The organism is Amycolatopsis sp. NPDC104775 (assembly GCF_055583325.1).
Genome location: NZ_JBVJOE010000001.1, coordinates 1,586,180 through 1,598,460, shown reverse-complemented (window position 1 = coordinate 1,598,460; position 12,281 = coordinate 1,586,180). Strand labels below are relative to the sequence as shown.

The 12,281-nt window shown below is 70.3% G+C and carries 15 protein-coding genes; 9 read left to right on the top strand and 6 right to left on the bottom strand.

The features are described from left to right. Window positions 1–529: 529 nt before the first annotated feature. A complete protein-coding gene (locus ACZ63D_RS07025) occupies window positions 530–709 on the bottom strand; it encodes a DUF7455 domain-containing protein (RefSeq protein ID WP_037358805.1) in 180 nt (59 codons plus the stop codon). 341 nt (window positions 710–1,050) lie between these two features. On the opposite strand from ACZ63D_RS07025, the gene ACZ63D_RS07020 reads away from it, so the two are divergent. The 4 genes from ACZ63D_RS07020 (at window position 1,051) to ACZ63D_RS07005 (ending at window position 4,622) form a co-directional block, all read left to right on the top strand. After that, window positions 1,051–1,851, top strand: coding sequence for an EamA family transporter (locus ACZ63D_RS07020; RefSeq protein ID WP_465353712.1), 801 nt, complete (start codon window positions 1,051–1,053; stop codon window positions 1,849–1,851). Between the two features lie 64 nt (window positions 1,852–1,915). Further along, entirely contained in the window at window positions 1,916–3,268 is a 1,353-nt protein-coding gene (locus ACZ63D_RS07015) for a type I glutamate--ammonia ligase (protein ID WP_465353346.1), read from the top strand. Then, the gene (locus ACZ63D_RS07010) at window positions 3,256–4,005 is read left to right on the top strand and encodes a DUF6885 family protein (protein ID WP_465353345.1); all 750 of its coding nucleotides are present in this window, start codon (window positions 3,256–3,258) and stop codon (window positions 4,003–4,005) included. The genes ACZ63D_RS07015 and ACZ63D_RS07010 overlap by 13 nt, the downstream gene beginning before the upstream one ends. 50 nt (window positions 4,006–4,055) lie before the next feature. Continuing rightward, a complete protein-coding gene (locus ACZ63D_RS07005) occupies window positions 4,056–4,622 on the top strand; it encodes a DUF4291 domain-containing protein (RefSeq protein ID WP_465353344.1) in 567 nt (188 codons plus the stop codon). On the opposite strand, the gene ACZ63D_RS07000 is transcribed toward ACZ63D_RS07005, so the two are convergent. Next, window positions 4,619–4,987, bottom strand: coding sequence for a winged helix-turn-helix transcriptional regulator (locus tag ACZ63D_RS07000; RefSeq protein ID WP_465353343.1), 369 nt, complete (start codon window positions 4,985–4,987; stop codon window positions 4,619–4,621). The two genes, ACZ63D_RS07005 and ACZ63D_RS07000, sit on opposite strands and share 4 nt — an antisense overlap. Here ACZ63D_RS07000 and ACZ63D_RS06995 point away from each other — a divergent pair. Beyond that, window positions 4,958–5,692: an NAD(P)-dependent oxidoreductase gene (locus ACZ63D_RS06995; RefSeq protein WP_465353711.1), complete on the top strand. Its 735-nt coding sequence runs from the start codon at window positions 4,958–4,960 to the stop codon at window positions 5,690–5,692. The genes ACZ63D_RS07000 and ACZ63D_RS06995 overlap by 30 nt on opposite strands. 2 nt (window positions 5,693–5,694) lie before the next feature. On the opposite strand, the gene ACZ63D_RS06990 is transcribed toward ACZ63D_RS06995, so the two are convergent. Genes ACZ63D_RS06990 through ACZ63D_RS06980 form a run of 3 tightly spaced genes read right to left on the bottom strand, consistent with a single transcriptional unit; the run spans window position 5,695 to window position 9,018 of the window. After that, window positions 5,695–7,128, bottom strand: coding sequence for an APC family permease (locus tag ACZ63D_RS06990; protein WP_465353342.1), 1,434 nt, complete (start codon window positions 7,126–7,128; stop codon window positions 5,695–5,697). 40 nt (window positions 7,129–7,168) lie between these two features. Beyond that, window positions 7,169–7,822, bottom strand: coding sequence for a response regulator (locus ACZ63D_RS06985; protein WP_465353341.1), 654 nt, complete (start codon window positions 7,820–7,822; stop codon window positions 7,169–7,171). Continuing rightward, window positions 7,819–9,018: a sensor histidine kinase gene (locus ACZ63D_RS06980; RefSeq protein WP_465353710.1), complete on the bottom strand. Its 1,200-nt coding sequence runs from the start codon at window positions 9,016–9,018 to the stop codon at window positions 7,819–7,821. The genes ACZ63D_RS06985 and ACZ63D_RS06980 overlap by 4 nt, the downstream gene beginning before the upstream one ends. Before the next feature lie 123 nt (window positions 9,019–9,141). On the opposite strand from ACZ63D_RS06980, the gene ACZ63D_RS06975 reads away from it, so the two are divergent. The 4 genes from ACZ63D_RS06975 to ACZ63D_RS06960 are packed head-to-tail and all read left to right on the top strand — an operon-like array spanning window position 9,142 to window position 11,295. After that, window positions 9,142–9,711, top strand: coding sequence for a hypothetical protein (locus tag ACZ63D_RS06975; protein WP_465353340.1), 570 nt, complete (start codon window positions 9,142–9,144; stop codon window positions 9,709–9,711). Then, complete coding sequence (locus ACZ63D_RS06970) at window positions 9,708–9,911, top strand: hypothetical protein (protein WP_465353339.1); 204 nt, start codon at window positions 9,708–9,710, stop codon at window positions 9,909–9,911. The genes ACZ63D_RS06975 and ACZ63D_RS06970 overlap by 4 nt, the downstream gene beginning before the upstream one ends. A 10-nt stretch (window positions 9,912–9,921) precedes the next feature. After that, window positions 9,922–10,299, top strand: a complete 378-nt coding sequence (locus ACZ63D_RS06965; protein ID WP_465353338.1) for a hypothetical protein — start codon at window positions 9,922–9,924, stop codon at window positions 10,297–10,299. Window positions 10,300–10,320: 21 nt separating this feature from the next. Beyond that, window positions 10,321–11,295, top strand: a complete 975-nt coding sequence (locus ACZ63D_RS06960; RefSeq protein ID WP_465353337.1) for a phosphotransferase family protein — start codon at window positions 10,321–10,323, stop codon at window positions 11,293–11,295. On the opposite strand, the gene ACZ63D_RS06955 is transcribed toward ACZ63D_RS06960, so the two are convergent. Then, window positions 11,287–12,231 (bottom strand): hypothetical protein, encoded by a 945-nt coding sequence (locus ACZ63D_RS06955; RefSeq protein ID WP_465353336.1) that lies wholly within the window; start codon window positions 12,229–12,231, stop codon window positions 11,287–11,289. The two genes, ACZ63D_RS06960 and ACZ63D_RS06955, sit on opposite strands and share 9 nt — an antisense overlap. Between the last annotated feature and the right edge of the window lie 50 nt (window positions 12,232–12,281).

The window sequence follows — 12,281 nt, the reverse complement described above, 5'->3', positions numbered from 1 at the left end:
TTTCTCTCTGTTCTTTCCTCCTCCCCCCCCCCCCCCACCCCCACCCCCCCCCCCCCCCCCCCCCCCCCGAACCGCAGGGAGGCTTCGTATCGGGGTGTGGGGGAGGGGCTGGGTGCCTCGATCGTTGGGTGCGGCGGCTGCGGTTTCAGGCGCGGTTTGGGTGCTTCGGGTCGTTGGGTGCGGCGGCTGCGGTTTCAGGCGCGGTTTGGGTGCTTCGGGTCGTTGGGTGCGGCGGCTGCGGTTTTGGGCGCGGCTTGGGTGCCTCGATGGTTGGGTGCGGCGGCCGGGGTTTCAGGCGAGGCTTGAGTCCTCGGATCGTGGGGTGCAGCGGTGCGCGTTTGCGGGTCGTTTGCGCACGCGCTCGCTGCGGGATAGCTCTTGGCGCGTTGTCCCGTCGATGCGCCCGGTAAGCCGAAGCTTCGGGGCACGGTTCCATCCCAGTGAGCGGGGGGTCTCGTCCGGAAAACGCCGGAGGCGGCAAGCGCACGATGCGCTGCCGCCTCCGGGAACTGTCTGTCAGTGAGCGAACTTACTTCTGGATCTCCGCGGCCAGTTCCTTGAGCTTGGCCTCGTGCTCACGGGCGTGGTGCCCGCAGAAGAGCAGCTCGCCTCCGGAGCTGAGGACTGCGCGTACCTGTGCTGCTGCTCCGCACCGGTCGCATCGGTCGGCTGCGGTCAATTCGGGGCGGGTGAGCGTCGGTGTTGTCATGGGGGTCTCCCTCCGTCCCGGCACCGGTCGCCCGGTGCCTCGATCCAGCTACGCCCACTTCGGTCTCGATGCCTTCGGCGGGGATCGCTTCCGGCTCCGCGGTGTTCGTGCTTCCACTCTTGCAGACGTTTCGCGGCCCGCAAGTGTTCCCGCGCCGGTGGGAGGTGCGTCACGCCGAATTAGCCCGGATGCCGCAACGGTGTCCCATCCCCCAGGACCAGACCACCCGCTGTAGCGTGTTTTCCGTGGTCAGGCACCATTCGAGAGTGGGCATCGCACTCTCCTGGAAACGCGTGAACGCGGTTCCGGCTCCGGTCTTGTTCGTTCTCAGCGGAATTTCCATGTATGCCGGTGCGGCCATCGCGGTCGACCTTTTCGGGCACGCCACGCCCTCGGGGGTCGCGTGGCTGCGCTGTCTCGGGGCGGCCGTCGTGCTGGTGGTGTGGCGGCGGCCTCCCAAAGCGGCCTGGCGGGGCAAACGGCTGCTGCTCGCGGGTGCGTTCGGGGTCGTAACGGCCGGGATGAACGTGGTCTTCTACGAGGCCATCGCGCGGCTTCCGCTGGGCACGGTGGTCGCGCTGGAGTTCGCCGGCCCGGTCGTCGTGGCGGCGGTCGGGTCGCGGACGCGCCGGGACTTGATCGCGCTGGTCCTGGTGGCTCTCGGGGTGGTCGCGATCGCGGACGTGCGGATCGCGGGCAGTCCGCTGGGCGTCGTGTTCGCGCTGGCCGCGGCGGCTGCCTGGGCGGGGTACATCGTGCTCGGCAAGCGGGTCGCGATCGGCGGGGACGGGCTGGATTCGCTCGCGGTCGGGTTCGTGGTGGCGACTGTCGTGCTGTCGCCGCTCGCGCTCGGCACCGGAGAAGTGTGGGGTTCGCCACGCATGCTGCTGCTCGGGATCGGCGTCGGCGTGCTTTCGACCGTGGTGCCGTACGCGCTCGACCAAGTGGTCCTGCGCCGGCTCGGGCAGGCGCGGTTCGCGGTGTTGCTGGCGTTGCTGCCGGTGACCGCGGGGGTCGTCGGGTTCGTGGTGCTCGCGCAGGTGCCGAGCGTGGTGGAAGCGCTCGGGACGCTCGCCGTCGTCGCCGGGGTGGCGTTGCGCAGCCGCGACGACACCGGGCCGGTCGCTGAGCCGCCCGGGTGAACATTGGCGGATGGCCCGGGCAGTCCCGGCCAGCGATACTGATCCCGAGCCCGAGGAGGTTGCCATGACCAAGGCGGCGTCGGCGGCGGCGAAGGACCTGGCCGCGGCGGGGGTCGGTGGCGTCCACCTGGCCTGGGCGGACAACAACGGCATCCCGCGCTCGCGCGTGGTCCCGATCGGCGGGCTGGCCGGCGCGGCGGCCCGCGGCGTCGGCGCGACCTCGCTGTTCGCGGTTTTCGACAGCCACGACGCCATCACCTACGCCCATTCCGGCCTCGCCACGCCGTCCGGAGACATCCGGCTCGTGCCGGTCGTGGAACGGCTCCGCAGGCTCGCCGGGCAGCCCGCCCTCGCCTGGGCTCCGGTTCGGCAGCTCGCCGCGGACGGTTCGCCCTGGCCGTACTGCCAGCGTTCGGTGCTGGAGCGGCAGGTCGCCGAGGCGGCGAAACGCGGGCTCGAATTCCGGGCCGGGTATGAGCTGGAGTTCTCCGTCGCGCCAGCGGGCAGCGAAGACGTCGTGTCCGCGCCCGGGCATCGCGGGCCTGCGTACAGCCCGCACGCGCTGATCGGCTTGGACGGGTTCGTCGCCGCGCTGCTGCACGATTTCGCCGCGAACGGCCTGCAGATCGGTCAGCTGCACGCGGAATACGGCGTGGCGCAACTGGAATTGTCGCTCGCCGCCACGGATCCGGTGTCCGCGGCAGACGATCAGCTGCTGGCGCGCCAGACCATCCACGCGGCCGCGCACGCCCACGGGCTCGTGGCGAGTTTCGCTCCGATGATCGGGCTTGGCGCGGCCGGAAACGGCTGGCACTTGCACACTTCCGTTCGCCGCAAAGGCCGCAACCTCCTGGCTGGCAACGGGGTGCCCGAAGGCGACGGCGCGGCCTACATCGGCGGGCTGCTGCGAGATTTGCCCGCGTTGACCGCGATCACGGCGCCGAGCGTGCCGTCGACAATGCGGTTGCGGCCAGGGTTTTTCGCTGGTGCATATGCGTTTTGGGGAGTGGAGAACCGCGAAGCACCGTTGCGGTACGTCCCGAGCACGGCGCTGCTCGGGACGGAGCACGCCAATGTCGAGTTGAAGACGTCGGACGCGTCGGCGAATCCGTATCTCGCGCTGGCGGTCGTGCTCGCCGCGGGAATGGCCGGGATCGAGGATTCGGCCGCGCTGCCGGAGCCGATCGCGGAGGACCCGGGCGGCTGGAGCGAAGGGGAACGGACCACCGCGGGCGTGCTGCCGCTGCCGGCGAGTCCGTCCGAACAGGACACTGCGCTGCTGGCGAATCCGCGCGTGTCCGGGGCGCTGGGGGACGAGCTGCTCGGCGCGTTCCGCGCGGTGCGCGCCTCGGACGCGGCGTGGGCCGCCGAACGGGCGCCTGAGGAGATCGTGGCGGCGCATCTGTGGCGGTATTGAACACGGGGCTTTCCGACGTGCACTGGCTTCCCGGCGGCGCGCGCCTGGTCGCCGAAGCCAGGGCGGAACTTCCGCAGAAGGACGGTTTGGCAGCTGCCTTCACCGCACTCGTGACGCTGCGGGCGGCGGACATCGCGGTGCCGGACCAGGACGAGGTCGCGATCGCTGCCGGGACTGTGCGCGCACCGGCCAGCCGTCCGGCAGGGGCGTTGCCCCGCAACGACTTCCGTCTTTCGGTGCCGTTCGACGAGACTGCTGCGGGCACTTCGCTGGACGGCCTGGCCGCGGCGATCCGGACGTTGTCCGAGGAGAAACTGGCAGTGGTCCCGGCGGTGGGGGAATGGAACCCATCGACCGTCTCGGATCTGTTGCTGGGCCTGTGGGAACTGCCGCGGGTGGTGGTGCTGGCGCGGGTCGACCCGGCGGAACTGGGGTCGCCGGACACGCCGGAACGCGCGCTGCTGGACTATCTCGACACCGGTATCCCTCCACTGTGGACGAACCGGTGGCGTCCGCCCGCGCCGCACCACGTGCTGCTCGCCGGAGTGCGGCTGGGCGCGGAGGGAACCTTGCTGTCTGTTGTGGACACTTACCGCGAGCTGGGCGACGACGGCGTGCACGACCAGCCGGTGGAATGGATCGCGGCGGGGTTGGAATCGGTGCTGCTGGTGGCGGACGCCCGGTACGCGGAGGCGTTGACCCAGGCGGTTTCCTACGCTGGGTTGCGCACGGAGTAGGCCGCGAAAATAGTTGGCGAGGCCGGCCGGGCGATGGCAGCCTTCGGTTCGTGACGGCCTCCTACGAGATCCGCGCGGACTTCGACGCAGACACGATCGTGGTCTACCAGGCCTACGCTCCGGCCATCGCCGACGGGGCGCTGCGGGCGGGCCGGTTCGTCGCGCCGTTTTCGTTCCACCGGATGACGTGGATCAAACCCTCGCTCCGCTGGCTCATGCATCGCAGCAACTGGGCGCGCAAACCCGGTCAGGAACGTGTTCTCGCGGTGCGGATCACCCGGGCCGGATGGGAGGAGGCGCTGTCCCGGGCGGTGCGTACGACGTCGGATCCGGCAGCAGTGGCCAAGGCCGCGGTGCATGTCCAGTGGGATCCGGAACGGTCGTGGCGCGGGGCGGCGCTGAATCACTACAGCATCCAGGTCGGCGTCGGCCGCGAGGTGATCCGCGTGTTCGCCGACGAATGGATCGTCGGGATCGCCGAACTTACGCCGCAGATCCGCAGGGCCGCGGCCTTGATCCAAACCGGTCGTGTCGCGCAAGCCCAGCGGTTGTTGCCCGTGGAACGCGTATATCCGCTGCCGCGAGATCTGGAAGACCGCCTGTGCCGCAACGCCTAACGGTCGTAGCGCTCCTGCGCGTCCAGCAGTTCCTCCCAGTGCTCGGCAACCCAGCCGTACACCACCTGCATCGGCTCCAGCAGGCTGCGGCCAAGCGGCGTCAGCGCGTACTCCACCCCCGACGCGGGGTCGGCGTGCGCTGTCCGGGACACCAGCCCTGAGCGTTCGAGGCCGCGCAGCGTCTGGGTCAGCATCTTCGGCGTAACGCGACGCAGCGGCACCCGCAGTTCGGAGAATCGGCGCGGTCCGTCTTCCAGGCAGCGGATGACCAGGGCGGACCACTTGTCCCCGAAGCGGAACGGCACCAGCGAGGACGGGCACAGCTCCTCGAACAGATCGGGAGGCAATGGCTGCCGCACGGTCATCGCGGTCTCCTCTCAAGTATCCCGGAGGGAACCGGCCCCCTGGCTACCTTCCAGAGCATCGACACTCCAGGAGGTATTCCCACGATGAGCAAGATCGTCATTTTCGGGGCGGGCGGCCGGGCCGGTAGGCAAGCGGTCGCGGAGGCACGGCGCCGCGGGCACGACGTCACGGCGGTGGTTCGCGACCCCGCGCGGTACCGCGACTTGGCGGACGTCGTCGCTGGCGATGTCACCAGCGCGGCGGACGTCGCCGCCCTCGCCGCGGGGCACGACGCGGCCATCAACGCGGCCGCGGTCTACGGCGAGGGCACCGACCCGGAAGCGTTCTTCACCGGTGCCGCACGGGCTCTTGTCGCCGGTTTGGCGCAGGCCGGGGTGAACCGGCTGGTCGCGGTCGGGCTGTCCGCGCTTCTGCCCGCCGCGGACGGAACCCCGGTGCTGGACTCGATTCCGGCGGAGTTCCGGCCGTTCTGCCTGGCGCACGCGGCGGGGCTCGAAGTGCTGCGCGCCGAGGGCACCGGGCTGGACTGGGTGTACGTCAGCCCGGTCGGCGACTTCGATCACGACGGCGAGCGGACCGGCCGCTACGAAATCGGCGAGCACGGCGACCTCTCGGTCAAGATCTCGTACGCCGATTTCGCCGTGGCGCTGCTCGACGAGGTCGAGAACCCGCGGCACCTCCGCGTGCATCTGGCGGTGGTTTGAACCTACTTGGCGAAGCGGGAGTGCTTGCGGCCGTAGAAGAAGTAGATCAGCAGGCCGATCACCAGCCACGCGGCGAAGCGGAGCCAGGTCATCACGTCGAGGTTCAGCATCAGGTAGAAGCACGCCAGCGCGGCGATGATCGGCAGCACCGGCGAGAACGGCACGGTGAACGGCCGCTTCAAGTCCGGGCGGCGTTTGCGCAGCACCGGCACCGCGACCGCGACGATGATCATCGCCGACAGCGCGCCGATGCTGACCATGTCGGCCAGAGCCGAGATCGGCACGAACGCCGCCAGCACGGCGATCAGAGCGGCCCCGCCGATGGTCATCCGGTGCGGCGTGCCCCAGCGCGGGTGCGCCGTGCCGATCGCCTTGGGCAGCAGGCCGTCGCGGCCCATCGCGAAGCCGATCCGGCCGATCGTGACCAGTTCGACCATCATCACCGACGTCAGCCCGGTGACCGCGCCGAGCGAGATCAGCGCGCCGACCCAGTGCTGGCCGACCCGGTCGAACGCGTCCGCGAGCGGGGCGCCCGCGTCGATGTCGGTGTAGGGGACCATGCCGGTCAGCACGATCGACACGCCGATGTAGAGCACCGCGCAGACGGCCAGCGCACCGAGGATGCCGACGCGGAGGTCCTTGCGCGGGTTGATGGTTTCCTCGCCGAGGTTGGCGAGCGCTTCGAACCCGGTGTAGGCGAAGAACACGACGGCCGCGGCGGTGACCATGCCCGCGATGCCGTACACCGACTGCTCGAGCCCGAGCGCGGCCTGGACCACTGGCTGGTGCAACGCGTTCGCGGTGCCGGACGGCGGCTGCGCGGGCGGCACGAACGGGGTGAGGTTCGAGCCCTTCACGAAGAACACGCCCACGGCGAGGATCAGCACGCAGACCGCGACCTTCACGAGCACCAGCAGGTTCGTCAGCCACGAGGATTCCTTGATGCCGACCACGGCCACGACCGTCAGCACCGCGATGATCAGCACCGCGCCGACGTTGACCGTCGCGTCCTCGCCGAACCACTCCGGCGACAGCCCGAGCAGGTTCGCGAGATAGCCGGACCAGCTGCGCGACACCACGGCCGCGCCGAGCGCGAACTCCAGCAGCAGGTCCCAGCCGATGATCCAGGCGAAGACCTCGCCGAGCGTGGCGAACGCGTAGGTGTAGGCGCTGCCCGCGGTCGGCACGCTCGAGGCCAGTTCGGCGTAGCAGAGCGCGGCGAGCCCGGCGACCACCGCGCCGATCACGAACGACAGCGTCACCGACGGCCCGGCGTGCGTCTTCGCCTCGACCCCGGCGAGGGTGAAGATCCCGGTGCCGATGATGATGCCGACGCCGAAGCCGATCAGGTCGCGGCCCCTGAGCCGCCGCTTCAGCTCGCCGGACTCCTGCCGCTTGAGGACTTCGTCGACGTCGAGAGTTCTCCGCTCGCCCATGAGGGAACGTTAGAAGGTCTCGCCCGGATGCGCAGATCGGCTATCCGGGCGGTTCGATCCCGCGGTCCTGGGCGAGGATCGCGGCCTGCACGCGGGAGCGCAGGCCGAGCTTGGCCAGCACCCGGGAAACGTGCGTCTTCACCGTCGCCTCGCCGATGTACAGCCGGGCGCCGATTTCGGCGTTCGAGAGCCCGGCTCCCAGGCAGCCCAGCACCTCGCGCTCGCGTTCGGTGAGATCCGCCAGCCCGGTCGGCGCGGGCGACGGAGCGGCCGGCGTGCTGGCGAACGCGGCGATCAGGCGTTTCGTGACCTGCGGGGCGAGCACCCCTTCGCCCGCCGCGACCAGCCGGACGGCCTCGATCAGCCGCGGCGCCTCGACCGACTTCAAGAGGAATCCGGCGGCTCCGGCGCGCAGCGCGGCGTGCACGTACTCGTCGAGGTCGAAGGTGGTGAGGACGAGGACTTCGGCGAGCCCCTCGGCGATCAGCTGCCGGGTGGCGGTGATCCCGTCGGTGCCGGGCATCCGGACGTCCATCAGGACGACGTCCGGCCGCAACGCGCGGGCCTGGCGCAGCGCGACCTCGCCGTCGGCGGCTTCGCCGACCACCTCGATGCCCTCGGCGTTGCCGAGGATGAGCGCGAGCCCGGCGCGGATGGCGCCGTGATCGTCGGCGACGAGGACCCGGATGGTCATGACAGCTCTCCGGCGAGGGGAAGTTCGGCGTGGACAAGCCAGCGCGGCCCGGACGGACCGGCTCGCAGGGTGCCGCCGACGGCGTGCGCGCGCTCGCGCATGCTCAGCAGTCCGTGCCCGCCGCTGTCGGCTTGGGCGGGTGCGCCGAGCAGTTCGTTGCCGATCTCGACGGTCAGCGTGCCGTCGGCGATGTGCAGCCGCACTGTCGCCCGGCTGCCCGGAGCGTGTTTGACCGCGTTGGTCAGCGCCTCCTGAGCGATCCGGTACGCGGTGAGGTCGACCGCCGTCGGCAGCGGAAGTTCTTCGTCCACAGTGGAATCCACAGTAACCGTCATGCCCGCCGCCCGGGCCGATTCCACCAACCTGGACAACTCGGCCAGCCGCGCCGGGGCGGTCACCTCTTCCTCCGCGGACACTGAGGACACTGGGGACTCCGAGCGCAACAGGCCGATCATCGCGCGCATTTCCTCCAGCGCGCGCACGCTGTTCTCCCGCACCGCGACGAGTACGGTCTGCGCGGTCTTCGGATCGTCCGCCATGGACAGTGCCGCCTCCGACTGGATGGCGATCGCCGACAGATGCCCGGCGACGGCGTCGTGCAGGTCTCGGGCCATCCGCGCGCGTTCGGCCGCCACCGCCGCCCGGCGGTCCAGCGCCGCGATCGTCGCGAGCTGTTCGGCGTTGGCGCGTTCGGAGGCCGCGATGTCGCTCTGCTGGCGCACATTCGCGCCCCACCACACCGGGACCAGCACGAACGACAGCATGCTGAACGCGCCGAGCGCCGCTGTCCGCCAGCCCGCCACGGCCAGGAACACGAACAGCACGGTGAGCGTGACGGTCGCGGTCACCCCGACCAGCACCCGGGACGTCCAGCGGGAGCCGTAGAGCATCGCGGAGTACAGGAAATCCGTGTACGCGATGACGATCGGCAACGACAGGCCCAGCGCGACGTCGACGCCGACGATCCCGGTGGCGACCAGCAGCCCCCACGGCACGTTCCGGCGCAGGAACGTGGCGAGGCACACCGCGCCGAGTTCGGCGAACCGGACCCAGAGCGGGAACGAGTCGCCCTTCGGCAGCAGATGATGGCTGCCGGTGAGGTACAGCATCGTGCCGCCGGCGAACACCGCGAGCGCGATGAGGCCGTTCTGCTGCCAAGAGGGCAGGTCGCGCGGCCGGGGGACGGCCGAGCGCAGGTCTCGCAGGCGCACCCGACCATGACAGCACACCGCGGCAGCGGGGTCGTCCTACGAAATGATGACCCTCGATCGTGCCGTCCGCTGACGCGCGCGGACGCCCGCGCCCGCGACAGTGAAGCCATGGACGAGCTTCTGAACAGCCCGATGACCGCCGCCATCGTGGCGTGCGAGGTCGGGTTCTGGGTCTTCATCGCGGCCGGGCTGCTGACCCGGTACGCCTTGCGCAAGCAGAAGGCCAGCACCGTGCTCCTGGCCCTGGTGCCGGTGGTCGACCTGGTGCTGCTGGTGATCACGGTGATCGACCTGATGAATGGCGCGACGCCGAACGTGACGCACGGGCTGGCCGCGGTGTATCTGGGCTTCTCGGTGGTGTTCGGGCCGTCGATGGTGGCGTGGGCCGATGCCCGGTTCGCGCACCGGTTCGCCGGCGCACCGCGGCCGGAGAAGCTGTACGGCCGCGCGAAGGCCCGCAAGGAATGGCTCGAATGGGGCAAATGCGTGCTGGCGTCCGCGATCAGCGCAGGGCTGCTGCTGCTCGCGATCGCGGTGGTCGGCGGATCGGGGCACGTCGAGCCGCTCTGGGGCTGGCTGCCGCGGCTGGGCACGCTCACCGGCCTGTGGTTCGTCTTCGGGCCGCTGTGGCAGGAGATTTTCGGCTCTTCCGCGCAGAAAAAGGAAGCGTCGCGATGATCGAGCTGATCGGCGTTCTCCTGGTGGTGCAGGGCGCGGGCGGGCTGATCAACCGGATCGCCGGGGCGGAGCACCCGAGCTGGTTCGTCCAGTTGCACGTGCTGCCGCCGGAGCTGCACGTGATCGCCAGCGTCGTCCTGCTCGCGGCGGGCGTGGCGGTGCTGTTCGCGAACCGCGCGCGCAAACGCCGCCGCGGCTAAACTCGGGAGCGTGGCGGCCGGTCCGGTTGTGCTGTTCGCCGTGGTCAGCGTGGCACCCTCGGCGTTGTTCTGGGCTGCCCTCCGCGTTCCCGCGCTCTGCCGCTGGCTGCGTCGGCGACGTGCTGCTCCAGTACCGTCCGAACCGCCAGTGGAGCAGGTGGCGGCCGACTTGCGCCGGGTACGCCGGACACTCGCGCAACTGCCCGCCGGAACGCCCGCCGCGCGCCGGATCGGCACCCGGCAGGCGTACGACGAACTGCTCGTCACCGCCTGCCGCGAGGTCGGCGTCGCGCACCGGCTCGACGGGCTGCGCGAGGGCGTCGACCGGGATCTCGAACGGCTGCGGATCGAGGATTCGCTGAGCCGTAAAGGATTCGTGCTGTCCTGAGCGGAGTGGCAGGATGCCCCGGTGGACTTCCAGCCGAAAGACCGGCCCTCAGACGCGTTCCAGCAACCGCTCACCGCCGAGCAGATCGAACTGCTCTGCCGCCGCGCGCTCGGCTCCAGCGTGCGGTCCGCCGTCGAAATTGGCTGGGGCGGGTACAACAACACCTATCGAGTGGAACTGGCCGAGGGCTCGGCGATCCTGCGCGTCGCCCCGGAACCCGCGCGGCAGACCCGGATCGAGCCCCAGTTCATGCGCAACGAATACCTCGCCGCGCCGTACTTCGCGCCGATCGCGCCGCTGATGCCGCGCACGCTCGCCGCGGACTTCACACATCAGGTCATCGGCCGCGATTACGTACTGCAGGCCGTTCTTCCCGGAGAACCCGGTCCGGAAATCCTGTCCGCGGTTTCGCCAGGGGAGCGGACGCCGTACTTCCACCAGCTCGGCGAGATCACCCGCGCCGTCCACGAGGTGCGCGGCCCCGGTTTCGGCCTCGTGGCCGGACCGCATTTCGGGACCTGGAGCGAGGCGCTGATCGCGTACTTCGAGGACAACGCCGCTGACGTCGAAGACCTCGGCCTCGACGGGGCAGACCTGCGCGCGGTGGCCGACTGGGTGAGGCGCGACGCGGAACTGCTCGACGAGATCACCGAACCGCGCCTGCTGCACGGGGATCTGTGGCATGTGAACGTGATGCTGACGCCATCGCTGGAGATTGTCGGTGTGTTCGACCACGACCGCGCCTGGTGGGGCGACCCGGCGGCGGACTGGACGATCCGCATGGCGTCGGCGAAACCCGGCACCGAGCGGGACGCGTTCTGGGACACCTACGGCCAGCCGGACGCTTCTCCGGCAGCGCGGCGGCGGGCGTTGTACTACGAAGCCCGGCATATCGGCGCGGTGCGGTTGGAGCGGTACCGGCTCGGCAAGGAAGGGAAGGTCGAGGAGTCTTATCCGGAGCTGGCCGGGATCCTGTCGGCGCTGGAGTCAGAGTGACGGGTCGGAACCACGCAACGCGGCCCACCAGAACCCGAACGCCGCGATCAGCACGCTGACCGTCAGCCAGCCCGCGAAGCCGCTCCCGTCCACCAGCGCCCAGAACGCACCCACTACCGGAGCGACCGCGAGCACCGGCAGGTCAGCACGGAACTGCCGCGCAAGCCGTACCGGCGTGGCTGCGGCAAGTGCGCGTTCTTCGTCCGGCTCGGAAGGGTTGTCGAGGCGACGGCCGCGAGGTTCGCCAGTGCGCACCGATCCCGCCGGGTACAGCACCTCGTCGTCGATCCGGACGGCGACGTGGCGGTCCGTGCGCAGGTCACCCAGCACCTCGACTCGCGAGGGCGACGGCAGGCCGATCAGCGTCGGCGAGAAGTACACCGGAATCCAGCGCGGCGTGGCGGTGTCGGTCTCCAGCCACGACCGCGTCAGCAAGCCGCGCTGCACCTTCACTCGGCGCATCGGCACCGAAGCGCTCGCCTTCCGTCGCGAGGGTTGCACGAAACGCGTGAAGAGCAGGAATCCGTTCACCGCCAGCATCGCCAGCACCGCGACCACAGTGACCGTCGCGTACGTCGAGGCACGGTCGGCCGTCACCAACGCCGACGCCCCGGTCGTGACTGCCCGCGAAGGGGCTGCCGGGTCGTAGCGCACCGGAACCTTCGCGCCCAGCCGCGGGGGAGTGGTGTCCAGCTCGACCGCAGCGCTCGCTTCCGGCTGATTCGGCACCGGGAACCGCACCGTGACAGTGGAATCGTCGACCCGGGAGACGATCCCGGTCGCGTTCGCGGTCAGCCCCTGCAGCCGCGGCCGGGTGCTGTTGAACTCCAGCAGTTGCACCACGAACACCGCCGCGCACGCGACGAACACGACCGCGCTCGTCACCAGGATGTGCCGTACCGGCCGCAATCGCAGGAAATTCCGCACAGAGCTCACCTTAACTCACCTTGACCGTCCAAAAAGGAAGGAGCGGCGCGGGGAGTCCG

Coding starts and splice junctions, on each gene's coding strand:
- ACZ63D_RS07025 (WP_037358805.1), bottom strand. CDS start 709: ATGACAACACCGACGCTCACCCGCCCCGAATTGACCGCAGCCGACCGA.
- ACZ63D_RS07020 (WP_465353712.1), top strand. CDS start 1,051: ATGTATGCCGGTGCGGCCATCGCGGTCGACCTTTTCGGGCACGCCACG.
- ACZ63D_RS07015 (WP_465353346.1), top strand. CDS start 1,916: ATGACCAAGGCGGCGTCGGCGGCGGCGAAGGACCTGGCCGCGGCGGGG.
- ACZ63D_RS07000 (WP_465353343.1), bottom strand. CDS start 4,987: ATGACCGTGCGGCAGCCATTGCCTCCCGATCTGTTCGAGGAGCTGTGC.
- ACZ63D_RS06990 (WP_465353342.1), bottom strand. CDS start 7,128: ATGGGCGAGCGGAGAACTCTCGACGTCGACGAAGTCCTCAAGCGGCAG.
- ACZ63D_RS06985 (WP_465353341.1), bottom strand. CDS start 7,822: ATGACCATCCGGGTCCTCGTCGCCGACGATCACGGCGCCATCCGCGCC.
- ACZ63D_RS06975 (WP_465353340.1), top strand. CDS start 9,142: ATGGACGAGCTTCTGAACAGCCCGATGACCGCCGCCATCGTGGCGTGC.
- ACZ63D_RS06970 (WP_465353339.1), top strand. CDS start 9,708: ATGATCGAGCTGATCGGCGTTCTCCTGGTGGTGCAGGGCGCGGGCGGG.